At 72.9% G+C, this 26,029-nt stretch carries 23 protein-coding genes and 1 pseudogene; 16 read left to right on the top strand and 8 right to left on the bottom strand.

The features are described from left to right. Window positions 1-6: 6 nt before the first annotated feature. Window positions 7-630 carry an endonuclease gene (locus ACH4E7_RS12135; RefSeq protein ID WP_396248940.1) on the bottom strand — a complete coding sequence of 208 codons (624 nt, stop codon included), beginning with the start codon at window positions 628-630 and terminating at the stop codon, window positions 7-9. Window positions 631-696: 66 nt separating this feature from the next. On the opposite strand from ACH4E7_RS12135, the gene murQ reads away from it, so the two are divergent. The 5 genes and pseudogenes from murQ (at window position 697) to ACH4E7_RS12110 (ending at window position 6,187) form a co-directional block, all read left to right on the top strand. After that, a complete protein-coding gene (murQ, locus tag ACH4E7_RS12130) occupies window positions 697-1,602 on the top strand; it encodes an N-acetylmuramic acid 6-phosphate etherase (RefSeq protein ID WP_396248939.1) in 906 nt (301 codons plus the stop codon). Between the two features lie 121 nt (window positions 1,603-1,723). Then, entirely contained in the window at window positions 1,724-2,896 is a 1,173-nt protein-coding gene (locus ACH4E7_RS12125; protein WP_396248938.1) for a macrolide family glycosyltransferase, read from the top strand. A gap of 543 nt (window positions 2,897-3,439) precedes the next feature. Then, window positions 3,440-3,879 (top strand): annotated as a pseudogene (locus tag ACH4E7_RS12120) (AraC family transcriptional regulator); the annotation flags it as partial. A gap of 377 nt (window positions 3,880-4,256) precedes the next feature. Continuing rightward, window positions 4,257-5,282 (top strand): SPFH domain-containing protein, encoded by a 1,026-nt coding sequence (locus ACH4E7_RS12115; RefSeq protein WP_396248937.1) that lies wholly within the window; start codon window positions 4,257-4,259, stop codon window positions 5,280-5,282. Next, window positions 5,279-6,187 carry a hypothetical protein gene (locus tag ACH4E7_RS12110; protein ID WP_396248936.1) on the top strand — a complete coding sequence of 303 codons (909 nt, stop codon included), beginning with the start codon at window positions 5,279-5,281 and terminating at the stop codon, window positions 6,185-6,187. The genes ACH4E7_RS12115 and ACH4E7_RS12110 overlap by 4 nt, the downstream gene beginning before the upstream one ends. A gap of 56 nt (window positions 6,188-6,243) precedes the next feature. Here ACH4E7_RS12110 and ACH4E7_RS12105 read toward each other — a convergent pair whose 3' ends face one another. Together ACH4E7_RS12105 and ACH4E7_RS12100 are read right to left on the bottom strand one after the other, a co-directional pair. After that, complete coding sequence (locus ACH4E7_RS12105; protein WP_396248935.1) at window positions 6,244-6,756, bottom strand: isochorismatase family protein; 513 nt, start codon at window positions 6,754-6,756, stop codon at window positions 6,244-6,246. 5 nt (window positions 6,757-6,761) lie between these two features. Continuing rightward, a complete protein-coding gene (locus ACH4E7_RS12100) occupies window positions 6,762-7,481 on the bottom strand; it encodes a TetR/AcrR family transcriptional regulator C-terminal domain-containing protein (RefSeq protein ID WP_396248934.1) in 720 nt (239 codons plus the stop codon). Between the two features lie 170 nt (window positions 7,482-7,651). Here ACH4E7_RS12100 and ACH4E7_RS12095 point away from each other — a divergent pair, with 170 nt between their 5' ends. From ACH4E7_RS12095 to ACH4E7_RS12085, 3 genes are all read left to right on the top strand, one after another. Continuing rightward, window positions 7,652-8,947, top strand: a complete 1,296-nt coding sequence (locus tag ACH4E7_RS12095) for an MFS transporter (RefSeq protein ID WP_396248933.1) — start codon at window positions 7,652-7,654, stop codon at window positions 8,945-8,947. Window positions 8,948-9,379: 432 nt separating this feature from the next. Beyond that, window positions 9,380-10,846 (top strand): hypothetical protein, encoded by a 1,467-nt coding sequence (locus ACH4E7_RS12090; protein WP_396248932.1) that lies wholly within the window; start codon window positions 9,380-9,382, stop codon window positions 10,844-10,846. Between the two features lie 215 nt (window positions 10,847-11,061). Then, window positions 11,062-11,628, top strand: a complete 567-nt coding sequence (locus ACH4E7_RS12085) for a hypothetical protein (RefSeq protein ID WP_396248931.1) — start codon at window positions 11,062-11,064, stop codon at window positions 11,626-11,628. Window positions 11,629-11,667: 39 nt separating this feature from the next. Here the strand turns inward: ACH4E7_RS12085 and ACH4E7_RS12080 are convergent, their stop codons facing one another. Next, window positions 11,668-13,131: a glutamate synthase subunit beta gene (locus ACH4E7_RS12080; RefSeq protein ID WP_396248930.1), complete on the bottom strand. Its 1,464-nt coding sequence runs from the start codon at window positions 13,129-13,131 to the stop codon at window positions 11,668-11,670. Window positions 13,132-13,294: 163 nt separating this feature from the next. Between ACH4E7_RS12080 and ACH4E7_RS12075 the strand changes: the two genes are divergently transcribed. Both ACH4E7_RS12075 and ACH4E7_RS12070 read left to right on the top strand, forming a co-directional pair. Further along, complete coding sequence (locus ACH4E7_RS12075) at window positions 13,295-13,975, top strand: response regulator transcription factor (protein ID WP_396248929.1); 681 nt, start codon at window positions 13,295-13,297, stop codon at window positions 13,973-13,975. Further along, window positions 13,972-15,357, top strand: a complete 1,386-nt coding sequence (locus tag ACH4E7_RS12070; protein ID WP_396248928.1) for a sensor histidine kinase — start codon at window positions 13,972-13,974, stop codon at window positions 15,355-15,357. The genes ACH4E7_RS12075 and ACH4E7_RS12070 overlap by 4 nt, the downstream gene beginning before the upstream one ends. A gap of 102 nt (window positions 15,358-15,459) precedes the next feature. Here the strand turns inward: ACH4E7_RS12070 and efeB are convergent, their stop codons facing one another. The 3 genes from efeB to ACH4E7_RS12055 all read right to left on the bottom strand — a co-directional run bounded on the left by efeB (window position 15,460) and on the right by ACH4E7_RS12055 (window position 19,429). Further along, window positions 15,460-16,794 (bottom strand): iron uptake transporter deferrochelatase/peroxidase subunit, encoded by a 1,335-nt coding sequence (gene efeB, locus ACH4E7_RS12065; RefSeq protein WP_396248927.1) that lies wholly within the window; start codon window positions 16,792-16,794, stop codon window positions 15,460-15,462. Beyond that, window positions 16,794-18,872, bottom strand: a complete 2,079-nt coding sequence (gene efeU, locus ACH4E7_RS12060) for an iron uptake transporter permease EfeU (protein ID WP_396248925.1) — start codon at window positions 18,870-18,872, stop codon at window positions 16,794-16,796. The genes efeB and efeU overlap by 1 nt, the downstream gene beginning before the upstream one ends. 239 nt (window positions 18,873-19,111) lie before the next feature. Further along, a complete protein-coding gene (locus ACH4E7_RS12055) occupies window positions 19,112-19,429 on the bottom strand; it encodes a hypothetical protein (protein ID WP_396248924.1) in 318 nt (105 codons plus the stop codon). Window positions 19,430-19,836: 407 nt separating this feature from the next. On the opposite strand from ACH4E7_RS12055, the gene ACH4E7_RS12050 reads away from it, so the two are divergent. Further along, the gene (locus tag ACH4E7_RS12050) at window positions 19,837-21,459 is read left to right on the top strand and encodes a cytochrome bc complex cytochrome b subunit (protein WP_396249111.1); all 1,623 of its coding nucleotides are present in this window, start codon (window positions 19,837-19,839) and stop codon (window positions 21,457-21,459) included. A 73-nt stretch (window positions 21,460-21,532) separates the two neighbouring features. On the opposite strand, the gene ACH4E7_RS12045 is transcribed toward ACH4E7_RS12050, so the two are convergent. Further along, window positions 21,533-21,937, bottom strand: a complete 405-nt coding sequence (locus ACH4E7_RS12045) for a cytochrome C oxidase subunit I (protein ID WP_396248923.1) — start codon at window positions 21,935-21,937, stop codon at window positions 21,533-21,535. A 204-nt stretch (window positions 21,938-22,141) separates the two neighbouring features. Between ACH4E7_RS12045 and ACH4E7_RS12040 the strand changes: the two genes are divergently transcribed. The 5 genes from ACH4E7_RS12040 to ACH4E7_RS12020 all read left to right on the top strand — a co-directional run bounded on the left by ACH4E7_RS12040 (window position 22,142) and on the right by ACH4E7_RS12020 (window position 26,013). After that, window positions 22,142-22,756, top strand: a complete 615-nt coding sequence (locus ACH4E7_RS12040) for a TetR family transcriptional regulator (protein WP_396248922.1) — start codon at window positions 22,142-22,144, stop codon at window positions 22,754-22,756. A gap of 27 nt (window positions 22,757-22,783) precedes the next feature. Then, window positions 22,784-24,328: an FAD-dependent monooxygenase gene (locus ACH4E7_RS12035; protein WP_396248921.1), complete on the top strand. Its 1,545-nt coding sequence runs from the start codon at window positions 22,784-22,786 to the stop codon at window positions 24,326-24,328. Window positions 24,329-24,400: 72 nt separating this feature from the next. Next, entirely contained in the window at window positions 24,401-24,754 is a 354-nt protein-coding gene (locus ACH4E7_RS12030) for a hypothetical protein (RefSeq protein WP_396248920.1), read from the top strand. 92 nt (window positions 24,755-24,846) lie between these two features. Then, window positions 24,847-25,503 carry an NADPH-dependent F420 reductase gene (locus ACH4E7_RS12025; RefSeq protein ID WP_396248918.1) on the top strand — a complete coding sequence of 219 codons (657 nt, stop codon included), beginning with the start codon at window positions 24,847-24,849 and terminating at the stop codon, window positions 25,501-25,503. A 78-nt stretch (window positions 25,504-25,581) separates the two neighbouring features. Then, window positions 25,582-26,013, top strand: a complete 432-nt coding sequence (locus ACH4E7_RS12020; protein ID WP_396248917.1) for a YchJ family protein — start codon at window positions 25,582-25,584, stop codon at window positions 26,011-26,013. The last annotated feature ends 16 nt before the right edge of the window (window positions 26,014-26,029 follow it).

The following is a 26,029-nucleotide window of genomic DNA, read 5'->3' as shown; positions in this document are numbered from 1 at the left end:
GCTCGGTCAGGCGCCCGCAGCCCCGACATGCGCCAGGCCCGCCCGCGTCAGCGCCGCCGCCAACCGGGCCAGTGCCTCCGGTGCGACCAGCGCCGCCAGGCTCTCCGGGCTCCCCGGCAGGCCGAGCGCCTGTGCCTCCCCCAGCGCTCGTTCGTCGAAGTACGGCCGCAGGGAGGGCCAGACCGCCTGGACCTCGCGCCGGAAGATCTCGGACCCGACCGGCCCGATCCGCGGGAACTCCCGTAGCAGCTCGCCGATCCGCCCGGTCTCGCCCCCGGCTTCCTCGTGGAGCCGCCGGAGGTCCCCGTGCCAGCGGTCGAGCAGCAGTTCCGCACCCCTCCCCAGTGCCGTGGCGGTGCTCTCGTCGTACCGCACGTAGTGGGCCCGGCCGAGAGCCTCGATCAGCGTGCGCCGCCGGGCACCGAGCATCGCCACGGGCGTCCGCAGGCCGGCGGCCGAAAGCTCCCGCGCCGCCGCCGTGGCCGTTCCGGCACTGATCCGCACCGAGCAGAGCACGGTCAGCACCAGCAGCCGGTACAGCGGCGAGGGCTCGTCGCGCAAGGTGATCCCGGCTTCCTCCGCATAGGTGCGGCCGTACCGGGCGAGCAGCTCCGGGACGCCGAGCGTCATCGCCACCACCTCCTCCATCCACGCTGGCCCGGGTTGAGGCCGCGCGCACCTGGGGACGCTCGCCGCATGAAACCCGACGCCGTGCCCCCGACCGAGACGGTCCGCCCCGAGTGGGCCGGGATCGACCAGCTGTCCACCCTCGACCTGCTCCGCCTGATGAACGCCGAGGACCGGACCGTCCCCACCGCCGTCGCCGGGGAGTTGACGCGGATCGCCGCCGTGGTGGACGCCGTGGCCGCCCGGATGGCGCGCGGCGGACGGCTGGTCTACGCCGGGGCGGGGACGGCCGGGCGGCTCGGGGTACTGGACGCCGCCGAGTGCCCGCCCACCTTCGGCACCGATCCGGCCCTGGTCATCGGGCTGATCGCGGGCGGCCGGACGGCCGTGACGGAGGCCGCGGAGGGCGCCGAGGACCGTACCGACCTCGCCGAGGCCGACGTGACCGCACTCGGTCTGGCCCCGGTCGACACCCTGGTCGGCGTCTCCGCCTCGGGCCGTACGCCCTACCCGCTGGCGGCGGTCCGCGCCGCTCGGGCGGCCGGGGCGCTGACCGTCGGGCTGGCCTGCAACCGGGGCTCGGTGCTGGTGACCGCAGCCGAGCTGGGAATCGAGGTGGAGGTCGGCCCCGAGGTGCTGGCCGGGTCCACCCGACTGAAGGCGGGAACGGCGCAGAAGCTGGTGCTCAACCTGCTGTCCACCGCCGTGATGGTCCGCCTCGGCCGGACGTACGGAAATCTGATGGTCGACCTCCGGGCCACCAACGCCAAGCTGCGCGAGCGCGCCCGACGGATCGTCGCCGAGGCCACCGGCGCCGACCAGGATGCGGTCCGTCAGGCCCTGACGGCAACCGACGGCCGGACCAAGGACGCGATCCTGGTCCTGCTCGCCGACGTGGACGCGCCCACCGCCGCCCGACTGCTCACGTCCTCGGACGGACGACTGCGCGACGCCCTGAACCTGGAACGCAGCTAATACGCCAGTGCGACTTCATGACCTATCTGATCGAGAGTGAGGAGGAGCGGCCGCCGCCAATGGCTGTGGCGAATCGCGAATCTCGATGGCGTTACGGCGCTGGTGCTGCCATGGTGTCCCCGTGCTGAAGAAGTTACTCTTCATGACCCTAGCCGGACACGGACACATCAACCCGATGTTGCCGTTGGTCGAGGAACTCGTACGGCGTGGGCACCAGGTGGACTATGCCACCGGAGCAAGCCACGCCGCCGCGGTCACCGGCGCTGGCGCACACTGGTTGGAACTACCGCCGCTGAAGCCGTTCACGCCACCGTCAAACGTCAACCCAGAGGCCGTAGCCGGCTGGTTGCGCCACTACTTCGCGGCAATGAGTGCGACCTACCCGGTGTTGCAGAAGTACTGTGCCTCGGAGCCGGTAGACGCGATCTGTTACGACACGACGAACTGGCCTGCCCGGATCATCGCCAGGAGACTGGGCATCCCCGCCGTGCAGTGCTTCCCTCACCTCGCCTCGAACGAGACGTACTCACTGGACCGGCAGTTGACCGCAGGGCTCGACGCCGACGATCCAGCGATGGCCCTGCTCGCCGCCGACTGTGCGGCCTTCTCCACCGAGTACGGCGTCCCCCTCGGTGTCGCCGACACCATGACGATGGCGGACGGGCTCAACCTCGTGTGCGTCCCGCGGGAGTTCCAGCCGGCCGCTGACAGCTTCGACGAACGTTTTCACTTCATCGGGCCCTCGATGGGCAGGCGCGAGCAGGCCGAGCAATGGTCTCCTCCCGACCCCGACGCACCACTGCTGTATGTCTCACTGGGCACCGTCTTCAACGGTCACCCGGAGTTCTACCGCGCCTGCATAGCCGCCGTCGCCGACGGACCGTGGCAGTTGGCGATGACCGTGGACGACACGAACGCCGCCGTACTGGGCGCCGTCCCGAGCCGGGTGGACGTCCGGTCGCGGTTCCCGCAACTGGCGGTACTGCGCCATGCCACCGCCTTCGTCTCGCATGCCGGCATGAACTCCGTCATGGAGGCGCTGCATTACGGGGTCGGTCTCGTCGCCGTCCCGCAGACACCCGAGCAGGTTGCCAACGCCGGGCGCCTGGGGGAGCTCGGGCTCGGTGAAAGCCTGGACGCCGACATGGTGAGCGCCGAAGCACTACGGGCGGCGATCGACAGGGTTGCCTCAGACCCGGCGGTACGCGTCAACCTTGCAGGAATGCGCCAAGCCATCCTGCGAAGTGGTGGAGTCACACGCGGCGCCGACGTGATCGAGCAGTACCTCCGTTAGCACTCCGGCGTGACTCCGCGCTCTTGCGTCGCAGCATGGACGTCGTCCGCTGGCGGGCGACGTCCGACCAGGCCGTGGCCCGGATCGCGGGCCGGTTCAAGCGGGTGGAGCCGCGTTCCACGGCGCCGGACGCGGTGCCAAGGGGCCGCGCTCCTACGACTGGGCCTGGATCGAGATCGGTACTGACGACCATCGGCACCCGCCGATCCGCCGCAACTCGACCTCAGGCGAACTCGCCTTCCACCTGCGCTGGGTGCCGAGACGAGTGCCGCTGTCCGAGCTGGTGCGGGTCGCCGGGACCAGATGGTGCGTCAAGGAACGCTTCCAGACGGCGAAAGGCCAGGTCGGACTGGACCACTACCAGGACCGCCACAGCGACGTGCGAGAACCTGGACCAGAAACAGTCGATGAGGTACGAGGGCGAGCACGATCGTGATCGCCCTGAACCGAGCCCCGGGGACGTCACCCGCAGCGGCAGGCATGCCACCCGCCGCTGATCGGATCTCGCCCCGGGGCGGCGCGCCAGGGAGACTGGGGGCATCTGAGTTCGTGACCGAGGCCGACATCGTGCTGATCGGCAGCGGAGTGAAGACGTGAGACGTGGTCGCTGACGACCGGCTGATCTCCAGGCTGCTGCTCGACCCTTCGCGACACCTGATCGGCGCGCAGTGCTCGGGCGCGCTGGTGCTCGCCCGGCTCGGGTTGCTGAAGGGCATGCCCGCTTGCACGGACATCAAGAGCCGGCCCTTCGTCGAAGCCTGCGGCGTCACGTGCTGGACGCACCGTTCCATGCCGAGGGGAACATCGCCACGGCGGGCGGTTGCCTGGCGTCCCAGTACCTCGCCACCTGGGTCATCAGCCGGGTGCTCGGGGAGGACACCGCGCGCGACGTCATCGGCTACGTGGCTCCGGTCGGTGAGAACCAGGAAACCGTCGAACGCGCCATCCGCGCCGTCCACTCGGGCGAGACTGCACTGCACTGACGCCCTGCGACCAGTCGGTGGCCAGGCACTGGGCAGCATCCGCCTTCCGATCGTCGGCCGTGACGTCACCGCCAGACCGGGGTTCATCCTGCTCGGCAGTCCTGCAAACCGCCACGGCGGGCGACGACGGCGAACTGAATCAGCGACCTGCGAAGTACCGGGCTGGCGCTGTGATCGGGGAGGTTCACCGCCCGTGTGACATGACATCAGTTGAGGCCGCTTTCACCACCGCCCCTCCCGAGACACCGAATCGCCTTGACGGCGATTCAGCTGCCCCCGCGCCGGGACCGCGGCCCGCCCCCGCCGCCCTCATTTTCGTCACCTTGACGAGAATGAGGATGCCCCAATATCGTCGACATGACGAAAAGGGGTTTCCGATGGCCGACATCACCAGGCGATTCGGGCTGCACCACCTGTGCGCCGTTCCCACCGCGCACATCCGCCACCTGCGGCGGGGCCGGGTCGCCCACGACGGGGCCGGGCTGGCCTTCCGGTTCCGGCCGCTGACCGCGGCGATCTCCGAGGTACCGGTGGACGACCGGGAACTCGCCATGCTCTTCCACGCCCGCACCTCGGACTTCCAGGACCTCACCGTCCAGGCGACGCTGACCTACCGGATCACCGACCCGGCCACTGCCGCCACCAGGGTCGACTTCGGAATCGACCCCGGCACCGGGAGCTGGCGCGCGGCCCCGCTCGACCAGCTCGCCACCCTGCTCACCGAGACCGCCCAGCAGCACGCCCTCGGCCTGCTCGCCCGCACCCCGCTCGCCACCGCCCTCGCGGACGGGGTGAGAACGGTGCGTGAGCGGATGGCCGACGGCCTCACCAACGAGCCGCGGATCGCCGAAACCGGGCTCGCCGTGATCGCCGTCCGGGTCGTGGCGCTGCGGCCCGAACCGGAAGTCGAGCGGGCACTGCGCACCCCCGCCCGCGAGTTGGTACAGCAGGAGGCCGACCGGGCGACCTTCGAGCGTCGTGCGGTGGCCGTCGAGCACGAACGCGGCATCGCCGAGAACGAGCTCGCCAACCGCATCGAACTCGCCCGCCGCGAGGAGCAGTTGCTCGCCCAACAGGGCGCCAACCGCCGACTCCAGGCGAAGGAGGAGGCCGCCGCCGACCGGGTCGCCACCGAGGCCGAGGCGCAGCGCCGCACCCGGCTGACCGCCGCCGAGGCCCAGGCCGCCCGCGAGCTCGGTGACGCCCGGGCGGCGGCGGAGGCCGCCTGGCTGGCGGCCCACCAGCAGGCCGATCCGGCGGTGCTGCGGGCACTGGCACTGATGCGACTGGCGGAGCACCTGCCGCGGATCGACAGCGTGACCCTCACCCCGGATGTGCTCACCGGTCTGCTGGCCCGCCTCGGCACCCCCGCCACCCCCGGCACCCCCGGAGCGCAGCGGTGACCATCGCTCCGCGGGTGGTGCTGGTGCACCGGCGCACCGAGTACGAGGAGTTGGTGTGCCGTCACGGCACCCCCGGGCAGGTCGCGTTCTTCCTCTCCTCCCGGGGCCGCTCGGCGGCGGAGGTCGAGCAGCGCCACCGTCGGCAGACGACGGCGCTCGCCGAGGCGGCGGCCGCCGTCCCCTTGGACTGGCGGCGCAGCCGGGTCGAGCGGGCGGACCTCCCGCGTTTCCTCTTCGAGCCCGGGGACGTGGTGGCCGTGGTCGGCCAGGACGGGTTGGTGGCCAACGTCGCCAAGTACCTGGACGGTCAGCCGGTGATCGGCGTGGATGCCGACCCCGGCCGCGACCCCGGTGTGCTGGTGCGTCACCGCGTGGACGCCCTGCCCCCGTTGCTGCGGGCGGTGGCGCACGGCGACGGGCAGCTGGAGGAGCGCACGATGGTCGAGGCCGTCGCGGACGACGGCCAGCGGCTGCTCGCGCTGAACGAGGTGTATGTCGGGCAGCCCGGCCACCAGACGGCGCGCTACCGCCTGGGGGTGGACGGCGCACCCGACGGCGTCGGATCAGCGGAGGCCCAGGCCTCCTCGGGTGTCCTGATCGGTACCGGTACGGGCGCCACCGGCTGGTGCCGCTCGGCCTGGCTGGAGCGCGGCGGCCCCGTCCCCCTGCCCGACCCGGGCGCACCGGCACTGGCCTGGTTCGTCCGCGAGGCGTGGCCTTCCCCCGGTACCGGCACCAGCCGTGTGCACGGCGTGCTGGAGGCCGGGCGTCAGTTGGTGCTCACCGTCGAGTCCGAACATCTGGTCGCCTTCGGCGACGGGATCGAGGCGGACGCCTTGGAACTCGTCTGGGGTCAGAGCGTGCGCCTGGGCGTCTCCACGACTCGGCTGCGCCTGTTGGGGTGAGCCTGGGCCGCGAGGGGCCGGCCCTGCCCCGGCCACAGGCCGCCCGCAGCCGCGCCTTAGCCCAGCCGCAGGTCGGCGGCCGCCAGGACCTCGCCCAGCCGCGGGAAGTCGAGCTCCACCGAGGCCCGGTGCTCCGCCTCCGTCAGCCCGGTCATCGCGTCCTCGACGAACACCAGCCGGTACCCGTGGTCGGCGGCCGCGCGGGCGCTCGACTCCACGCCGAGGTTGGTGGCGATCCCGGTGAACACCAGCGTCTCCACGCCGCGCGCCTGGAGCAGTTCGTGCAGCCCGGTGCCTTGGAAGGCGCCGATGGTGCGCTTCACCACGACCTCGTCGGCCGCCGCCTCGACCTCGGCCGGCAGCTCGCTGCCGGGCGGCTGCTCGGCCACGCCCGGCCGTTCGACGCGCACCGCGACGACGGGGGCACCGGCGGCGCGGAAGGCCTTGGCGAGCTCCAGCGAGGCCGCCACCACCTGCGAACCGGTGTGCGGCGCGAGCGGGTTGGCGACGATCCGATCCATCAGGTCGATCAGGACCAGGGCGGTGGTACGGGGGTCAAGGGTGGTCATGGCGCTCACGCTAGCCGATGCCCGGCGCCGGTCACATCCTCACGAGAACCCGCGCCCGCGCTCACATCCCCAGGCGCGCCCGCACCCCCAGGCTCACCCGACGCCTCACGCGCGATCTCGGCCCGGAACCCCTCGACCAGCACCCGCAGCCCGTACTCGAAGTCGGCGTCGTGGTCGGTCATCCGCAGTACGTCCACCGCCTCGCTCAGCAGCGGCAGTTCGCGCAGCGCCTCGTCCGGGAAGGGCGGCCGGGCGCGCTCTGCGGCGTCCTGCCGCCAGGCCTGCTCCTCGGTGACCCAGCCCATGATGTACCGGTCGACGGTCAGCAGCAGCCGCAGCGCGGTGCGCGGGCGCAGTCCGGCCCGGCACAGGGCGCTCAACTGGGCCTCGACCGCCGGAAGTTCGTCTTCGGTGGGCAGGGTGCCGGCGTGCACCCGGGCGCCGTCACGGTAGGCGAGCAGGGCGTTGCGCTTGGCCCGGGCGTCGGCGGCGATCCACTCGGGCCAGTGCTCCGGGTCCGGCTCACGGTCGGGCGGGAGCGCCTCGGCGAGCATCGCCTCCGCCATCAGGTCGAGCAGTTCCCGCTTGTTCTTGAAGTGCCAGTACAGCGCCGGTGACTGCACGCCGAGCTCCCGGGCGAGCCGCCGGGTGCTGAGCCCGTCGATGCCCTCCTCGTTGAGGACGCGCAGCGCGGTGCGCACCACCTCGTCGCGTTGCAGTGCCATCCGATCGGCCTCCCGGCTATCCGCTTGCGAGACCCACCTTATCGCCGCTAAGTTCCGAGCCGGACTTTATCAGTGATAAGGACCTGGCGATCACACTCGGCGACAGGTCCGCGTGCCATCACCAAGGACGCCGTCACGAGAACGACGGCCACGAAGGGACCAACCCCCTCATGACCTCAGGAACGGACCGCTGCTGGTCCCGACTGCTGCCGAACACCGCCCCCTGGCGGTCCTCCCGGGACTTCCGGCTGACCTGGACCTCCGGCACGGTCACCCTGCTCGGCTCGATCTTCACCATGACCGCGATCCCGCTGCAGATCGCCCACCTCACCGACTCCCCGCTCGCCGTGGGCGCGGTCGGCGCGGTCGAACTCGCGCCCACCATCCTGTTCGGCCTCTACGGCGGCGTGCTCGCCGACCGCGCCGACCGCCGCACCGTCGCCCTGGTCACCGAGGTCGCGCTGGCCGCGCTCAGCGCCCTGCTGCTGGCCAACGCGCTGCTCGGCACACCCGCCGTCTGGCCGCTCTACCTCGCCGCCGGACTGGCGGCGGCCATCCAGGGCCTGCAGCAGCCCTCGGTCGAGGCGATGATCCCCCGACTGGTGCCGCACGATCAGCTGGTGGCGGCCGGGGCGCTGCTCTCGCTGCGCTGGAGCATCGGCGGGGTGGCCGGGCCGGCCCTCGCCGGGCTGCTGATCGCGACCGCCGGGGTCCCGGCGGCCTACCTGGTCGACCTCGCCACGTTCCTGCTGTCGATCGCCCTGCTCGCCCAGGTCCGGCCGATCCCCTCGGAGCGCGACGCCGAGGCGCCCCGGCTGCGCGAGTTCACCGAGGGCGCCCGCTACGCGGCACGGCGGCCCGACCTGATCGGCACCTACCTGGCCGACCTTGCGGCCACCGTCTTCGCCCTGCCCACCGCACTGTTCCCGTTCCTGGCCGAGGAGTTGGACGCGGTCTGGGCGCTCGGCCTACTCTACTCGGCCTCCGCGGCCGGCAGCCTGATCGCGGCCGCCACCGGCGGCTGGACCGAGCGGGTGCACCGACACGGGCGGCTGGTCCTGCTCTCCGCCTCCCTGGTCGGCGCGGCCACCGCCGCGGCCGCCTTCGCCCCGGGCCTGTGGGCCGTACTGCTCTGCCTGATCGTCGCGGGCGGCGGCCACTGGATCGGCGACACCTTCCGCAGCGCCATCTGGAACCAGTCCATTCCGGACGAACTCCGAGGCCGCGCCGCCGGTCTGGAGATGCTGATCGGCTCCGCCGGGCCCGCCCTGGGCGACCTGCGGGCCGGCCTCGCCGCCCGCCAGAGCATCCGGGCCGCGCTGCGCACCGGCGGCCTGCTCTGCCTGGGCAGCGGCGCCGTCCTGTCGGCCGCGCTCCCCGCGCTCTGGCGCTACGACCAGCGCGAGCACCGGCGGCACCCGCAGCACCAGCCCGCGCACCAGTCGACCCCGGAGCCCAGCACGTGACCGCCGGTGCAGCCCGCCGGGAGCAGGAAGCGGCGCCGCGCGACCGACCCGCCGAGTCGGCGCGGATCGCGGGTGCCGCACCGGGCGGCACGGTCGACGTCCACCAGGGCGGCGATCCGGCACGCCCTCCCCCGGGCACCGCACCCCGCCGACCAGCCCCGCCCCTCCGCCCCCTCCGTCCCGTCACCCCAGCCCGGACCGCGAAGGCCGCCCGCGCCCGATCCGGCCGACCAGCCGCCTGACGCGAATGCGCCCCTCCCGACCCACCGCCGTTGACCATCCGCACCGCCCGGCGGTTGGCTCACCCCGAGCCGACCGCCGGGGAGTTCGACGCCACCAGTCCTCGACGCCACCAGTCCTCGACGCCACCAGTCCTCGACGCCACCGGGCGTCGCCGTCGACGCGGTCGGCCGTTCCCAGGGGAGGGACCAGATGACCCGCACACGCACCACCACCCGCCCGTCGCGGCGCCTACCGCGCGTCGCCTGCACACTCGGCGCGGCCGCCGCACTGGCGCTCACCACCACACAGGCCGCCCAGGCGGACCCGCACCGGAAGTCCGACACCGAGCGGGTGTCCGTCGGCCTCGGCCAGGCGCAGCCCGACGGCGCCTCACTCGCCGCCGGTCTGAGCGCCGACGGCCGGTACGCCGTCTTCACCTCGAACGCCACCAACCTGGTGCCCGGCGACACCAACGGCAAGTCCGACGTCTTCGTCCGCGACCTGCGGACCGGCAGCACCGAGCGGGTCAACACCGGCCCGCACGGCGCCCAGGCCAACGGGGCCTCCTTCGAGGCCACCATCAGCGGCAACGGCCGCTACGTCGCCTTCAGCTCCGACGCCACCAACCTGGTGCCCGGCGCCGACCTCGGCTTCGACGACGTCTACGTCCACGACCGCTGGACCGGCGAGACCACCCTGGTCTCCGTCGGTGAGGGGCCGGGCAAGCCGCAGCCCGACAAGGTCTCGGGCCACCCCTCGCTCAGCTGGGACGGCCGCTACCTCGCCTTCCAGTCCAACCGCACCGACCTGGCCCCGGACACGGTCACCTGGCAGGGTGCCAACATCTACGTCCATGACCTGTGGACCGGAGAGAACCGCCTGGTCAGCGTCGGCGCGGACGGCAAGGAGGCGAACGGCTCCTCCGCCGCCCCCGTGATCAGCGCCGACGGCGGGAGCGTCGCCTTCATCTCCAAGGCGACCAACATCACCAGCCCGGGCAAGCCCGGGGCCCTCTCCCCGGACGCCGCCGCCAAGCTCACCGCCGACGCCGCCCAGGAGTCAGACGAGCAGTTCGTCCGCGACGCCTTCACGACCGACCACCGCCCGGGGATCCTCAAGCCGCACCTCTACCCGGTGTACGTCCGCGACCTGCGCGCCGAGGAGACCACCATGGCCAGCGCGGACGAGAAGGGCGGCTGGCGCGGGGCGGACTCCCCCTCGCTCAGCCCGGACGGCCGGTACGCGACCTACTCGACCTGGGTCCAGCACGGCGACAACTGGTGGGAGCGGCACTTCGAGGTGTACGTCCGCGACCTGGAGGAGGGCACCGAGACCCTGGTCAGCGTCGGCCTGCCCGGGACGAAGACCACCGGGGACTCCTACAACGGCCTGATGACCGCGGACGACCGCTGGGTGTACTTCGACTCCACGGCCGCCAACCTGGTGCCGGGCGACACCAACGGGGTCTCCGACGTCTTCCGGCGCGACCTGTGGACCGGCCGCACCGAGCGGGTCAGCGTCGCGGGCGACGGCGCGCAGAGCGCCGGCGCCTCGTTCGCCCCGTACGTCGACGCCCACGGGGCCACGGTGGTGTTCAGCGCGGACGACGGCACCCTCGTCCAGGGCGACACCAACAAGGTCCCGGACGTGTTCGTCCGCCACCTGCCGCGCCACTGACACCGGCCCCCGGCGTCGAACCCGACGCCGGGGGCCGGCAGGACCCGCACACCCACCTGTTGGGGGCGCGTCAAGCGAACACTTGCCCCGACCTCGTTGACTGACGCTTTGTCAACTATTCACCATTCCCTATCTACCCGCATAGACCCACAGGTGGTGGCATGGACACACTGCCCGGCACACCCGTGCCGAGCCTGTGTCAGGGAGCTCCCCACATGCTTCGCGCCCACCGCATCGCCCCCGCCGTCGCGACCGTCGTGCTCGCCGCGGCCGCCCTCGCCACCGCCGGCACCGCGCACGCCGCCGCCCCCGCCCCGCACACCCGCGCCGCCCTGGACGTGACCTGCTCGCAGGCCTACCTCCCGCTGCCCGACCCGGCCTGCACCCCCGGCGCCACCAACCCGGACGTCACCCAGGACACCATCGACTCCACCATCTGCGTCCCGGGCTACAGCACCTCGATCCGCCCCTCCAGCACGTACACCAACCGCCTGAAGGTCCAGCAGATCGCCCAGTACGGCTACGACGACACCAACACGGCGGACTACGAGGAGGACCACTTCATCCCGCTGTCCCTCGGCGGCAACCCCACCGACCCGAACAACCTGTGGCCGGAGCCGCGCTACGCCACCGGCTCGAGCAGCCAGTCCTCCACCGACAAGGACACCGTGGAGTACAAGCTCTACCGCGCCGTCTGCAACCACCAGGTGGACCTGGTGCCCGCCCAGCAGGCCATCGCCACGGACTGGACCACCGCGCTCTCCGTCCTCGGCCTCGGCTGATCGGAAAGCCGGTCAGAATACCGTCCGGCGCCGGCGCCCTCAAAGCGTGAGCGCCCGCGCCGAGGCGCTGATCGGCGACGGGAGTTCGGTACGACCGCGCAGATAGCGGTCCACCGCCGCGGCCGTCGCCCGTCCCTCGGCGATCGCCCAGACGATCAGCGACTGGCCGCGCCCGGCGTCCCCCGCGACGAACACGCCGTCGACACCCGTGCCGAACCCGTCGTCCCGCTCCAGCGCGCCGTCCGGCCCGACGGCCAGCCCGAGTTGGGCGAACAGCGGCTGGTCCGGCTCCGGCCCGGTGAAGCCCAGCGCGAGCAGCGCGAGCTGCGCCGGAAGGATCCGCTCGGTGCCCGCCCGGGCGCTGCGGTCGCCCGGCTCGGCCTCGGCGAAGCGCACGCCCGCCAGCCGTCCGTCCGGCCCCGGCTCGAAGCCGACCGTGGCCGCCGCAAACACCCGGGCACCCGATTCCGACTCCTCGTGCGAGGTGGTCTCCCGGTACACCTTGGGGTGGACCGGCCAGGGCTGCCCGGCCGCGCGGCGCTCCGGCGGGCGCGGGTTGATGTCCAGCTGGGTGACCGCGGCCGCGCGCTGGCGCAGCGCCGTCCCCAGGCAGTCGGCCGCGGTGTCCCCGCCGCCGACGATCACCACCTGCCGCCCCCGCGCGGACAGCGGCGAGGCCGCGCAGTCCCCCTCGTCCACCCGGTTCGCCCAGGTCAGGTACTCCATCGCCGGGTGCACCCCGGGCATCCCGCGCCCGGGCACCGCCAGCTCCCGGCAGGCCGCGGCACCCACCGCGACCACCACCGCGTCGTACCCGGCCCGCAGCTGCTCACCGGTGACGTCCTGCCCCACCCGCACCCCGGTGCGGAAGACCGTGCCCTCGGCCCGCAGCTGGTCGAGCCGCCGCTCCAATCGGTGCTTCTCCAGCCGGAACGGCGGTATCCCGTAGCGCAGCAGGCCACCCGGGCGGTCGGCCCGCTCGTACACCGTGGTCGCGTGCCCGGCCCGGGTCAGCTGCTGGGCGGCGGCCAGCCCGGCCGGCCCTGAACCGACCACCGCGACCCGCCGCTCCGGGCCCCGCCGCTCGGGCGGCTGCGGGCGGTCCCAGCCCTGCCCCCAGGCCCGGTCGGCGATCGCCAGCTCGACGTTCTTGATCGCCACCGCGGCCCCGTCGATCGCCAGCACGCAGGCGCTCTCGCACGGCGCCGGACAGAGCCGCCCGGTGAACTCCGGGAAGTTGTTGGTCGCCAGCAGCCGCGCGGCCGCCGCCCGCCAGTCATCCTCGGCCACCAGCCGGTTCCACTCCGGCACCAGGTTCCCCAGCGGACAGGCGGCGTGGCAGAACGGCAGCCCGCAGTCCATGCACCGCTCCGCCTGTCCGCCCACCACCGGCAGCAGCGCCCCCGGGCGGTACACCTCCCGCCAGTCCCCCAGCCGCTCCCGCGCATCCCGCCGCGCCCGCTCCGCTCGCGGGGTGGTGAGGAAGGCCATCCGGTCTGCCATCGCGGCCTCCGGCAGGGCGTGCCGACACGGACCCGGCGGCCCACCCGGCGGCGCGCCACCGTGTGGCCACCGTACGCCCACGAAGCAGCACAGGAAAGCCGTCGGCCGAAGAACCCCGCGCCCCGCCCGCAACTGCCGTGAGCACGCCAGGGAGAATCTCCCCATGACCCACACCGTGCTGATCGCCGAGGACGACCGCGCCATCCGCGACTCGCTCACCCGCGCCCTGACGCTGGAGGGCTACCGGGTGCGGATAGCGGCGGACGGTACCCAGACCCTCGCCGTCCTCGCCGAGCAGCGCCCGGACGTCCTGGTACTCGACGTGATGATGCCCGAACCCGACGGCCTGGAGGTCTGCCGCCGACTGCGCGCGGCCGGCGACCGCACCCCGGTGCTGATGCTCACCGCCCGGGTCGAGGTCCCGGACCGGATCGCCGGACTGGACGCCGGGGCCGACGACTACCTGGTCAAGCCCTTCGACGTGGACGAGCTGTTCGCCCGGCTGCGGGCCCTGCTGCGCCGCCAGCCGCCCGGTCCCGTCGAGGACGTGCTGACCGTGGCCGACCTCCGGGTCGATCCCCCCGCCCGCCGGGCCTGGCGCGCCGGGGAGGAGCTGGAGCTGTCCCGCACCGAGTTCGACCTGCTGGAGCTGCTGACCCGGCACGCCGGCGCCGTGCTCGACCAGACCACTCTGTACGAGCGGATCTGGGGCTACGACTTCGGCCCCGGCTCCAAGAACCTCGCGGTGTTCATCGGCTACCTCCGCCGCAAGCTCGACCGCCCCGGCCTCACCCCGCTGATCCACACCGTCCGCGGCGTCGGCTACACGCTGCGCGAGCCGTGACCGGCCCCGCGCGCCCGCGCCCCCGCCTGCCGCGCCCGGGCCTGCGCACCACCCTGGCGCTGGCCTTCGCCGCGATGGCCGCCCTGGTCGCGGTGGTGATCGGCACCCTCGGCTACCGCGCCGCCGCCCACCTGATCCGCGACGACGAGACGGACGACTTCACCTCGGCCGTCCGGGCGGTGAGCGGCCAGGTCGAGCGCGAGAGGCTGAACCCGGGGGACTTCAACGGTCCGAGCGGGCTGAGCGAGCAGCTGCTGCACCCGATCCGGGTCACCGCTCGGGCACTGAACGCCGACGGGACCGTCCTCTCGAGCACCGCTCACCTCGACCTCCCGACCACGGCCGCCGACCGCGAACTCGCCCGCGCCGAGGCCCCCGCCCGGACGCTGACCGACGTCCGCCACCTCGGCGGCAACACCTGCCGGGTGGGCGTGGTCTCGCTCGGCGGCGGCCGGGGCGCGGTCCAGATCGTGCAGCAACTCGGCGACATCGAGGAGCTGTTGGAGAAGCTGCGAAAGCAGATGGTGGCCGTGGTGGCCGCCGTCGTGCTGATCGCCGGGGCGGCCGGCTGGCTGCTCGCCCGGCGGATCAGCGGCCGGCTGGTCCGGCTCACCGACGCGGCCGAACTGGTCGCCGCCAGCGGCCGGCTGGACGTCCCGGTGCCCGCCGCCGGGACGGACGAGGTGGGCCGGCTCGGCCGCGCCTTCGACCGGATGCTGGTCCGGCTCGCCACCGCCAAGGAGAACCAGCGCCGACTGGTCCAGGACGCCGGGCACGAGCTGCGCACCCCGCTGACCAGCCTGCGCACCAACCTCTCGGTGTTGCCCGCCATGGACCGGCTGCCGCCCCCGGAACGAGCCGCACTGATGGCCGATCTGGCCGAGGAGGCACGGGAGTTGACCCTGCTGGTGGAGGAGCTGGTGGCGCTCGCCGCGGACCGCAAGGCGGACGAGGAACCGGTCGAGGTGGTGCTGGCGGAGCTGGCCCATGCGGCCGCCGTGCAGGCGCGGCGGCGCAGCGACCGGGAGATCACCGTGGACGCGGACGACACCACCGTCACCGCCCGCCCGGACGCGCTGGCCCGCGCGGTGGGCAATCTGCTGGACAACGCCGCCAAGTTCGACCCGGCCGGGACGTCCCCGATCGAGCTGGTGGTGTGCGGCCCGCGGGTCGAGGTGCGCGACCGGGGCCCGGGGATCGACGCGGCCGACCTCGACCGGGTCTTCGACCGCTTCTACCGGGCCACCGCCGCGCGCAGCCTACCCGGTTCGGGCCTGGGCCTGGCCATCGTGGCCGAGGTGGCACAGTCGCACGGCGGCACCGCCTTCGCCGCCAACCGCGAGGGCGGCGGCGCGGTGATCGGCTTCACCATGGGCGGCTGACCACGCGAACGGGCCCGGTGCGTTGGAGCACCGGGCCCCGGGGTGTGTCCGACCGTTCGCGCCCGGCGGGAACCGTCGGACACACCCTCAGCGACGTCGGGATCAGACGGCGGCCAGCAGCCCCCGCCCGAGCCAGTCGGCATCGTCCTTCACGCCCGGCAGGACGAAGAAGTACCCGCCACCGGTCGGCGATATGTAGTCCACCAGCGGCTCGTCGATCAGCCGGGTCTGGGTGGCCTCGAACTGCCGCACCACGTCCTGCTGGTAGCAGCAGAACACCAGGCCCATGTCCAGGTTGCCGGCCCTGTCGATGCCCCGGTCGTAGTTGAAGCCGCGGCGCAGGATGCGCGAGGTGTCGGTGTCGGCGGTGCGCGGGTTGGCGAGGCGGATGTGCGCGTTGAGCGGTATCGCCTTGCCGTCCGGGTCCTTGCCGTAGTCCGGCGCGTCGGTCTCCTGGTGGCCGTCCAGCGGCGCGCCGGTGTCGCGGCGGCGGCCGAACATCTTCTCCTGCTCGGTGAGCGTGACGCGGTCCCAGAACTCGATCAGCATCCGGATGATCCGGATCACCTGGTAGCTGCCGCCGGTCGCCCAGGCGGGCTCGCCCATCCCGTCGGTGACCCAGATCAGCCGGTCCATCTCCCGGGAGGAGGTGGTGTCCGGGTTGACGATGCCGTCCTTGAAGCCGAGCAGGTTGCGCTGGGCGCCGTCCGGGCGGGACTGGTTCTGGAAGCCGTCGATCCGCCAGAGGATCTGCAGCGCGCCGCGGGTGTGCCGGGTGATGTCGCGCAGCGCGTGCAGCACGGTGTCCTGCCGGTCCGCGCAGATCTGCAGCGAGAGGTCGCCGTGCAGTTCGGCGGCCTGCAGGTTGTCGTTGGGGAAGGTCTTCATCGGCGTCAGCTTGACCGGCTTGGCCTTGGCCAGCCCGTAGCGGTCGTCGAACAGCGAGGCGCCGACGCCGACCGTGACGGTCAGGTTGTCGGTGGGCACCGTCGGGCCGAGGATGCCGCTGTCGGACGGCGGCGCGCCGACGCCGAGGTCCGGCGGGGTGCCGCCGGCGGTGAGGAAGCGGATCCGCTCGGTCAGGGTCTTGAACAGGTCCTCCAGGCCCTTGCGGTCCTGGGCGATCACCTGGCAGGAGATGAAGGCGGCGTAGCCCGGGGCCGGGGTGGTGATGCCGGCCTGGTGGTCGCCGTGGAACGGGACGGCCCCGGTCTTCGACTGGTGGCTGTCCCCGGCGACGGCCTGGCCGGCGCCCAGGGTGAAGCCCCCGCCGGCGAGCACGGCGGCCCCGGCACTCGCGCCGAGCGCGGCCCGAACGAAGCTGCGCCGGGCCGGTCCGGCCGGGCAGCCGCCCTGCTCGGCGCCCTGGGCGGCCTGGGCGGCCGCGGCGGCGTGCGGGAAGGGGCAGGACCCGGTGGCTGCGGTCTGGTCGGTCATCAGGCGGCCTTCCGGATCTCAAGGAGTGCGGGGATGGGCGAGAGGTCTTCGAGTAGCTGGCCGGTGGCACCGTTCAGCTGGCGCCGGCTGTCGGCGGGCAGCTTGTCCAGCGGGGTCCAGCCGTCGGCGGTGCGGGCGGCGGCGACCAGGTCGCCGACCCGCTTCATCCCGGCGTTGACCCGGACCAGCACCTGCGGGTCGCGCTCGTCGAGCAGCGGCTGCAGCAGGGTCAGCAGCTCCTGGGTGCCGGCCAGGTTGGCCTGGGCGGTGGCCAGGTTGGTGCCGCTGCCCATGTCGGTGTCGCCGGTCAGCTCGAACTGCAGGGTGTTCTCCAGGATCTCGTGGGCGCGCAGCGGCAGGTCACCCGGGTCGAAGTCCTGGGTGGGGAAGTCGTGCACCAGCTTGGCGACGTTCTGGGCGAGCTCGTCGGCGACCGGCGTCAGGTCGGTGGCGGACTGGCCGTGCCAGAGGCCGTACTCCAGGCGAAGGAAGCCGGTGAAGTCCTTGTCCCCGGCCTTGTCGGCGAAGCCGTCGGCGCGGCCGTCGATCTTCTTGTCGAGGTCGGCGAAGGTGCCGTAGGCGGCGCCGAGCGAGGCGTACTGCAGGTGGGCGGTGAGCCAGTCGGCCTTGGCGGCGTTGAGGTCGCCGGCGTGCACGTCGGTCTGGATCTTCTGGGTCTGCGTCATCAGGGTCGCGAGGCCCTTGACGACGTAGTCCTTGTAGCTGTCCAGCGGGGCCTTGAGGTCGTCCTCGGTGACCGGCTTGACGGCCTTGACCTCGGCGCCGCCGCTGACGTGGACGGCGGCGGAGGTGACGGTCTTCCCGCCGGTGGGCACGCAGCGCCAGGCGTAGTCGCCGGAGCCGATGGTGGCGGTCAGCGCGCGGGTGGTGCCGGGGGCCAGGCCCTCGATCTCGCCGTAGACGGCGCCGGTGCCCGGGTTGACCAGGTAGACCTCGGAGACCTTGTCGCCGGTGTTGTGCATCTGGAACACCTGCTGGCCCGGCTGCGGGTCGGCGAAGCCCTTGCCGCACTCCTGCTCGGAGACCGAGACGGTGGCGGTGCTGTCCTGCTTGCCGTCGCCGGCGGCGATCACGATGCCGGCCACCACGACCGGGACGGCGACCAGCGCGGTGGGCACCACCCAGCGCGGACGGCCCGCGCGCACCGGCTCGGTCTGCTTCGCGTCCGTCTCCGTCTGCTCCGCGTCCGCCTTGGCCTCGGCACTCGCGGTCGTCTCGGCGGCCGCCGGGGCCGGGGTCGCCTTGCCGCCGCGGACGCCCTCGATGAACAGGGTCATCACGATGCTCAGATATGCGATGTAGCCGACGACCTGGAGGACCGTCATGGTGACGGTGAGGTTGAGGGTGCCCTGGACCAGCGTGGCGTACCAGGAGGAGGCGTCCAGGTGGCCGCTCAGGTCGAAGGCGTAGCTGCCGGCGCCGCCGACCAGGCCGGACTCCTGCAGGTCGCGCAGGCCGTAGCCGAGCACGCCCGCCGCGACGATGATCAGGCCGACGCCGGTGACGGTGAAGAACCGGGTGAGGTTCATCTTCAGCGCCCGGCGGTACAGGCCCCAGCACAGGCCGGTGGAGAGCAGCAGACCGACGGCGGCGCCGATCAGCGGGCCGGTGGACTCCCCGGCGGTGCGGACGTTGGTCCACAGGAAGAGCGAGGTCTCCAAGCCCTCGCGGGCGACCGCGAGGAAGCTGGTGAGCACCAGCGCGCCGGCGCCCATCGCCAGCGAGGCCTGGACCTTCTCCTTCAGGTCGGCGGAGAGGGTGCGCGCCGAGCGGCGCATCCAGAACACCATCGCGGTGACGAAGCCGACCGCGATCAGGCTCAGCACCCCGCCGAACGCCTCCTGGGCGTGGCCGGAGAGGTTGGCGGCGGTGAAGGTGAGCACCGCGCCGAAGCTGAGGCTGAGCGCGACGGCCGCCGCGACGCCCGTCCACACCTGGGGCAGTCGCCCCTTCTGACCGGCCCGCACCAGAGTGGCGACCAGGATCGACACGATCAGGCCCGCTTCCAGGCCTTCGCGTAGCCCGATCAGAAAGCTGGGAAACGCCTCATCCCACATGCAGCGGGCTCCTCCCCCGGGCCGCCCCGGGTTGTACCTGTCCTCGGCGCGCCGCCGCGGTGACGGCGGAACGGCACGGCGAACGCCCCGGACACCGAGGTCCGGGGCGCTTCGCTTAGCTTAGGCAAACCTTAGAGCCGCCGTGGTCAACTGCACCCCTGCTTCAGGTAAGGGTTCGGTATGGGAACGCCTATGCGGCCGTCAACTCTGCCGATCACAGGGCCGGAGGGAGACCGGCGTCACCCCCACCACTGCTCGGGCGCCTCCGGCTCCGGAGGGACCGTCACCGGTTCGGCGCAGCGCACCAGCAGTTCCCCCTCCCCCGTCTCGGTGACCAGGAAGCCGCACTCGCGCAGGACGAGCGCGGCCGCGCCGCTCACCGCCGCTCGCGCCTCCCCGGAGGGCGGCCCGTCCGGCGCGACACCCGGCGACCAGCCGAGCACCACGCCCTCGGGGTGGTGGCCGATCGACAGCGGTGAGGGGCCCGACCCGGTGTCGAACCCCGCGCGGGCCAGGGCCTCGGTGACGTCCTCGAAGAGTTCACGGTGATCCACCATTGGCGCAGCGTAGGCCCCGGCCCGCGCGACTCCCGGACGCGGCGCGCGCCGAAACGGTTCAGCTGCACCCGGGCGCAGCATCGACGCCCGTTGGGCCGACCGGGGCCAGCCGATCGGGCGTCAGGAACCCCCGTCCGGCCCGACACGAGCCGCCGGACGGGCCGATGGACGTGCACAGTCGGGCCCCTGCCGACAGCATGACAGAGTAAGCGCTCCATCACCCTGAGCAACGGGTCCAGCGGAACACCTGGTCCGCGCGCCGGTCCGACCGGCGGGCCCGTATCGAGAGGTCCCATGATCACAACACTTCGCCGGCCGGGGTCCCCGCCGGCGGGCCTCCACCACGGCACGCCGAGAATGCCGGGGAGCCCGTCGTGAGAGCCGACCAGCAGTCGCAGCCGGGACCGGTGACCAGCACGCGCGCCAAGCCCGCCAACAAGGCCGAGGCCCTGGCCGACTGGACCGACGGCCGGCTCGGCATCTACTCCCTGGCCAAGGCCAACCTGCGCAAGATCTTCCCCGACCACTGGTCCTTCATGCTGGGCGAGATCGCGCTCTACACCTTCGTCATCATCATCCTGACCGGCGTCTGGCTGACCTTGTTCTTCCAGCCGAGCATGGGCGAGGTCGTCTACGAGGGCTCCTACGTCCCGCTCAGGGGCATCCAGATGTCCCAGGCCTACGCCTCGACCATCGACATCAGCTTCGACATCCGCGGCGGCCTGCTGATCCGCCAGATCCACCACTGGTCGGCGATCGTGTTCGTCGCCGCGATGCTGACGCACATGATGCGCGTCTTCTTCACCGGCGCGTTCCGCAAGCCGCGCGAGATCAACTGGGTCTTCGGCGCGCTGCTGCTGTTCCTCGGCATGTTCGACGGCTTCATGGGCTACTCGCTGCCGGACGACCTGCTCTCCGGCACCGGCATCCGGTTCATGGAGGGCGCGATCCTGGCCGTGCCGATCGTCGGCACGTACATCGAGATGTTCATGTTCGGCGGGCAGTTCCCGGGCATCCTCATCGTGCCGCGGCTGTTCACCGTGCACATCCTGCTGATCCCGGGAATCATGGTGGGCCTGCTCGCGGCGCACCTGATCCTGGTCTTCTACCACAAGCACACCCAGTTCGCCGGACCCGGCCGCACCGACAAGAACGTGGTCGGCATGCCGCTGATGCCGGTCTACATGGCCAAGGCGGGCGGCTTCTTCTTCCTGGTCTTCGGCGTGGTCGCGGTCATGGCGGCGATCGCCACGGTCAACCCGATCTGGGCGTACGGCCCGTACCGGCCCGACCAGGTGTCCACGGACGCCCAGCCGGACTGGTACATGGGCTTCTCCGAGGGCCTGATCCGCGTCATGCCCGGCTGGGAGATCAGCGTCTGGGGCGGCCACACCCTGAACCTCGGGGTGTTCATCCCGCTGATCATCTTCCCGACCGTGCTGATCCTCCTCTGGGGCTACCCGTTCATCGAAGCCTGGATCACCGGGGACCGCGGCGAGCACCACATCGCCGACCGCCCGCGCAACGCCCCGGTCCGCACGGCGTACGGCGCGGCCTGGATGAGCCTGTACCTGGTCCTGCTGGTCGGCGGCGGCAACGACCTGCTCGCCACCCACTTCCGCCTGTCGATCAACACGATCACCTACTTCGTGCGGGCCGGCTTCTTCGCCGTACCGGTGGTCGTCTTCGTGATCACCAAGCGGTGGTGCCTGGGCCTGCAGCGGCGGGACAAGGAGAAGGTGCTGCACGGCCGGGAGACCGGTGTCATCCAGCGGCTGCAGCACGGCGAGTACATCGAGGTGCACGCACCTCTGCCGCAGGGCCGGATGTACACCCTCACCGCACACGACCAGCCCGAGCCGGTCGTCCTGGAGCCCGAGGTGGACGAGAACGGCGTGGCCCGCAAGGCCGGACTGTGGACCCGCACCCGCGCCAAGCTGTCCCGCGGCTTCTACGGCGAGGGCAGCCAGATCCCCAAGCCGACCGTCGAGGAGCACGAGGAGATCAGCAGCGGCCACGGCCACCACTGATCCCCGCACCGAAGTCAGCGAGGGCCCGCTGCGCCGGAAACGGCACAGCGGGCCCTCGGCGCACCCGGGCCGCTCAGCCCCGCAGAACGGCGGGGGCGACGGCGAACAGCGCGGCCGCCAGGGTGACGGTGAGGCAGAGCGCCGCCCAGCGGGCGCAGATCCGGCGGCACTCGGCGCGGTAGCGGGCAGCCAGCCGGCGGCAGCGGTCGACGGCGCGGTCCACGACCTCCTCGGCGTAGCGCAGCCGGTCGGCGGCGTAGGCCTGTTCGAGGCTCTCCCGCTCCGCGTCCGGCAGCCAGGGGAACTGCGCGGCGAAGGCCCGGGCGTCCCGTCCGGCCGCCGCGACCTCCGCCTCCCAGGCGAGGAAGCCCTCGATCCGGGCGATCTCCACCCGGGGGTTCACCCGCCCGCCGGCGTCGTCGGCGGGCCTGCCCTGGCGAGGGCTCCGCGCTCTCGGCGGACGCTGTCTGCCACCCATGGCCGCTCCTCAAGTCCTGTCGAGTCGTCCCGCCGGAAAACCTGCGGGGATGGGCTCCCGATCGGGGTCGCTCCGCAACCAGGCAACTACTACCAGCGACAAACCGCAGGTGGCGGGCGGCTCGCCCTGACCCGCCCGGCGCGGAAAAACTTGCGCACCGCGCACTATTGCGTGACACGCAGTTTCTGCGGGACAGTGGAGCCCATGACGAACAGGCAGCCCGGTCTGCGGGAACGCAAGAAGGCCGCGACGCGGGAGGCACTGAGCTGGGCGGCGCTGTGCCTGGCGGTGGAACGGGGGCTGGAGAACGTCCGGGTGGAGGACATCGCGGCCGCGGCCGGGGTGTCCCCGCGCACCTACAACAACTACTTCTCCAGCAAGGCCGAGGCGATCGTCTCCCGGCACCGCGACCGGACCCTGCAGGCCGCCGAGGCACTGCGGACCCGCCCGGCGGAGGAGCCGTTGTGGGAGGCGCTGACCCACGCCCTCGTCGCACCGTACGCCGGCGCGGCCGAGGAGCCCGACCCGCGCTGGGTCGCCGCCGTGCGGCTACTGATGCGCGAGCCGTCGCTCCAGGCCGAGTTGCTCCGCGGCGGCGGGGCGGTCCGGGCCGAGCTGACGGCGGCGGTGGCCGCCCGGACCGGGACCGACGCCGACCGGGACCTCTACCCGAAGCTGGTCGCCTCGGCCGCGCTCTCGGCGCTGCAGGTCGCCAACGAGCACTACCTGGCCGCCGACCCGGTGGTGCCGTTCCAGCCGCTGTTCGCCGAGGCGCTGCGGCAACTGGCGGCCGGGCTGCCCGATCCGTCATCCCGGTGAACCCACCGTATCCGAGGGGGATTTGAAATGATCAACGATGTCGTCATCGTCGGCGCCGGCCCGGTCGGGCTGTTCCTGGCCGGCGAACTGGCGCTGGCCGGGGTCCGGCCGGTGGTGCTGGACCGGCTGCCCGCGCGCTCGGGCGAGCAGAAGGCCAACGGCCTGGTCGGCCAGGTGCTCCGGCTGCTCGACCACCGCGGCCTGTACCAGCAGCTCAGCGGCGTCCCGGGCACGCCGCAGCCCGTGCCGCGCTTCGTGTTCGGCGCCTTCCCGCTGGAACTGCACCGGCTCGACCGGAACCCGCTGCACGCCGTACCCGTGCCCCAGCACCGGATCGAGGAGGTGCTGGAGGAGCGTGCCCGCGAACTGGGCATCACCGTGCGCCGCGACTGCGAGGTCACCGGCTTCCACCAGGACGCGACCGGGGTGACCGTCGACGTCCACGGCCCGGACGGCGCCGAGCAGTTGCGCACCCGCTACCTGGTCGGCGCGGACGGCGGCCGCAGCACCGTCCGCAAGCTCGCCGGGATCGGGTTCCCCGGCGTCACCTCGCCCGACCCGGTCTCCCGCATCGCGCACGTGCTGCCTCCCGAGGGGATCCGCACCACCGACAGCGGCGAGGTCCTGCTGCCCGGCTACCCGACCCCGTTCCGTACGTACACCCACACCCGCACCGACCACGGCGTGTTCGTCATCTCCCCCTTCAGCCCGGACGCCGTCATGATCGTCACCTTGGAGTGGGGCGGCCCGCCGGTGGACGAGCGGACCCCGCTCACCCTGGACGAGCTGCGCGCCAGCATCCACCGGGTGACCGGCGCCGACCTGCCGCTCGCCCCCGCCCGTACCACCGGACAGTTCACCCCGCGCCGCACCGTCGGCCACAACACCCGGCTCGCCGAACGCTACCGCGACGGCCGCGTCCTGCTGGTCGGCGACGCCGCCCACGTGCACGCCGCGACCGGCGGACCCGGTCTCAACCTCGGCCTGCAGGACGCCGCCAACCTCGCCTGGAAGCTGGCCGCCGAACTCCAGGGCTGGGCCCCGCCCGGCCTGCTGGACAGCTACCACCGCGAGCGCCACCCGATCGGCGAAAGGGTGTTCATGCACTCCCAGGCCCAGATCGCGCTGATGGCCCCCGGCCACGGGACCACCGCGCTGCGCGCACTGGTCGGCGAACTGCTCGCGCACGAGGACAACCTCGCCCGGATCGCCGCCCTGATGGCGGGCAGCGACATCCGCTACGACACCGGCTGCCCGCACCCCTCGGCCGGCGGCTTCGCCCCGGAACTCGCGCTGACCACCGCCGACGGCGCGGTCCGGCTCGCCGAACTCACCCGCGGCGGAGGGGCATTGCTGCTCGACCTCACCGGCGGCTCGCTCGGCCTGGCGGACCGGGCGGCCGGCTGGAAGGACCGGGTGGACGTGGTGGCGGCGGAGTGCGCCGAACCGCCCGCCGGGGCGCTGCTGCTGCGCCCGGACGGGTACGTCGCCTGGGCGACGGCGGCCGGCGAGCCGGACCGGGCCGGGCTGGAACGGGCGCTGCGCACCTGGTTCGGCGAGCCGCGCGTCTGAGTACCCGTACCCGGGCGGACTGAGTACGCCACCTCTGCCGGGGCAGGTCGGTGCGGCCGGAGCATGGACGGCGTGAACCGATTCGCACGCACCACCGGCCGCCCGACCGCTGCCGCCCGCGGCGAGTGGTGGACGGTGCCGCAGAACGCCACCGCGGTGTACCTGGTCCTGCTGTTGCCGGCCGGGATCCTCCGGGGCCTCGCCGAGATGATGACCGACTCCTGTTACGGGCCGGGCTCCTGCCCCGCGACCCACGCCCGGCTGGCGCTGGCGGACCACTCGCTGCTCGCCCTGGCCTGCCTGACCGCCCTCCAGTGGCCGGTGGCCTATCTGCTGCCCAGGGCTCGGCTGGCGGCCACGCTGCTCCCGGTGCCCGCGCTGGTGGTCGCCGTGGTCGCGATGTTCGGCATCGAGGCCGGAACGTGACCCGGACGGCTCCGCACTTCTGACGCAAGCTCAACTATCGTCGTCGCGGCCGTTCCACGAGGAGCGGACGACTTCGAAACGACGGGGACACGGTGCGCATCGGAATCATCGGCACGGGCGTGGTCGGGCGGACCCTGGGCAGCAAGCTGGTCTCGCTCGGCCACCGGGTGACACTGGGCTCGCGCGGCCAGGACAACGAGAACGGACTGGCCTGGGCCCAGCAGGCCGGCCCCGACGGACACACCGGGACCTTCACCGAGGCCGCGGCCTTCGGCGAGGTGGTGCTGAACGCCACCGGCGGGACGGTCTCGCTCGCGGCGCTGCGCGCGGCCGGGGCCGGGCAACTGGCCGGGAAGCTGCTGATCGACGTCTCCAACCCGCTGGTGTTCGGCCCCGACGGCGCGGTGACCCTCGACCCGGTGAACACCGACAGCGTCGGCGAGCAGATCCAGCGCGAGTTCCCCGAGGCCCGGGTGGTGAAGGCGCTCAACACGCTGAACTGCGAGCTGATGGTCGACCCGGGCCGGCTGGCCGGTGAGCACAACCTGTTCATCGCCGGGAACGACGCGACCGCCAAGGCCGAGACGGTCGCGCTGCTGGGCGAGTTCGGCTGGCCCGCCGAGTGGATCGTCGACCTCAGGGACATCTCCGGCGCCCGGGCGACCGAGATGATGATGCCGTTCTGGCTCCGGATGACGGGCCACTTCGGCAGCGCCGAGTTCAACTACTCCTTCCAGCGGGGCAAGTAGACCGGCGGGCCCGCCCCCTCGTCCGGCGAGGGGGCGGGCCCGGCGGAAGCGTTCCGGCGGTGGGGGACAATGGGCCACATGTCCCGACGTCGTTCCGCGCCCCGCACCGCCGCTCCCCGGCTGCTGCCCTCCTCTCCGTGCCCGTGCGGCCTGCCCGCCGCCTACGGCGACTGCTGCGGCCGACTGCACCGCGGCCAGGCGGCGGCCACCACCGCCGAGTCGCTGATGCGCTCCCGGTTCAGTGCCTTCACCGCCCAGGACGAGGCCTACCTGCTGCGCACCTGGCACCCGGACACCCGCCCCGCCGAGGTGGACTTCGACCCGGCGCTGCGCTGGACCCGACTGGAGGTGGTCTCCACCACCGAGGGCGGTGCCTTCCACGCCGAGGGCACGGTCGCCTTCCGGGCGCACTGGACCGAGGGCGGCGAGGAGGGCGTGCTCACCGAGCACAGCCGGTTCGTCCGGCACGAGGGCGCCTGGGTGTACCTGGACGCCCTCTCGCTCGGCTGAGGCTCCGCCGACGGGT

Source organism: Kitasatospora sp. NPDC018058, assembly GCF_044327205.1.
Classification (GTDB): domain Bacteria; phylum Actinomycetota; class Actinomycetes; order Streptomycetales; family Streptomycetaceae; genus Kitasatospora.
Note: the sequence above shows the minus strand (reverse complement) of the source record. Positions and strands in the feature narration are given on the sequence as shown.

Excerpts from the sequence above, each read along its gene's own strand:
- ACH4E7_RS12135 (WP_396248940.1), bottom strand. The coding sequence starts at position 630 with ATGACGCTCGGCGTCCCGGAGCTGCTCGCCCGGTACGGCCGCACCTAT.
- murQ (WP_396248939.1), top strand. The coding sequence starts at position 697 with ATGAAACCCGACGCCGTGCCCCCGACCGAGACGGTCCGCCCCGAGTGG.
- ACH4E7_RS12115 (WP_396248937.1), top strand. The coding sequence starts at position 4,257 with ATGGCCGACATCACCAGGCGATTCGGGCTGCACCACCTGTGCGCCGTT.
- ACH4E7_RS12105 (WP_396248935.1), bottom strand. The coding sequence starts at position 6,756 with ATGACCACCCTTGACCCCCGTACCACCGCCCTGGTCCTGATCGACCTG.
- ACH4E7_RS12100 (WP_396248934.1), bottom strand. The coding sequence starts at position 7,481 with ATGGCACTGCAACGCGACGAGGTGGTGCGCACCGCGCTGCGCGTCCTC.
- ACH4E7_RS12095 (WP_396248933.1), top strand. The coding sequence starts at position 7,652 with ATGACCTCAGGAACGGACCGCTGCTGGTCCCGACTGCTGCCGAACACC.
- ACH4E7_RS12090 (WP_396248932.1), top strand. The coding sequence starts at position 9,380 with ATGACCCGCACACGCACCACCACCCGCCCGTCGCGGCGCCTACCGCGC.
- ACH4E7_RS12085 (WP_396248931.1), top strand. The coding sequence starts at position 11,062 with ATGCTTCGCGCCCACCGCATCGCCCCCGCCGTCGCGACCGTCGTGCTC.
- ACH4E7_RS12080 (WP_396248930.1), bottom strand. The coding sequence starts at position 13,131 with ATGGCAGACCGGATGGCCTTCCTCACCACCCCGCGAGCGGAGCGGGCG.
- ACH4E7_RS12075 (WP_396248929.1), top strand. The coding sequence starts at position 13,295 with ATGACCCACACCGTGCTGATCGCCGAGGACGACCGCGCCATCCGCGAC.
- efeB (WP_396248927.1), bottom strand. The coding sequence starts at position 16,794 with ATGACCGACCAGACCGCAGCCACCGGGTCCTGCCCCTTCCCGCACGCC.
- efeU (WP_396248925.1), bottom strand. The coding sequence starts at position 18,872 with ATGTGGGATGAGGCGTTTCCCAGCTTTCTGATCGGGCTACGCGAAGGC.
- ACH4E7_RS12055 (WP_396248924.1), bottom strand. The coding sequence starts at position 19,429 with ATGGTGGATCACCGTGAACTCTTCGAGGACGTCACCGAGGCCCTGGCC.
- ACH4E7_RS12045 (WP_396248923.1), bottom strand. The coding sequence starts at position 21,937 with ATGGGTGGCAGACAGCGTCCGCCGAGAGCGCGGAGCCCTCGCCAGGGC.
- ACH4E7_RS12040 (WP_396248922.1), top strand. The coding sequence starts at position 22,142 with ATGACGAACAGGCAGCCCGGTCTGCGGGAACGCAAGAAGGCCGCGACG.
- ACH4E7_RS12035 (WP_396248921.1), top strand. The coding sequence starts at position 22,784 with ATGATCAACGATGTCGTCATCGTCGGCGCCGGCCCGGTCGGGCTGTTC.
- ACH4E7_RS12020 (WP_396248917.1), top strand. The coding sequence starts at position 25,582 with ATGTCCCGACGTCGTTCCGCGCCCCGCACCGCCGCTCCCCGGCTGCTG.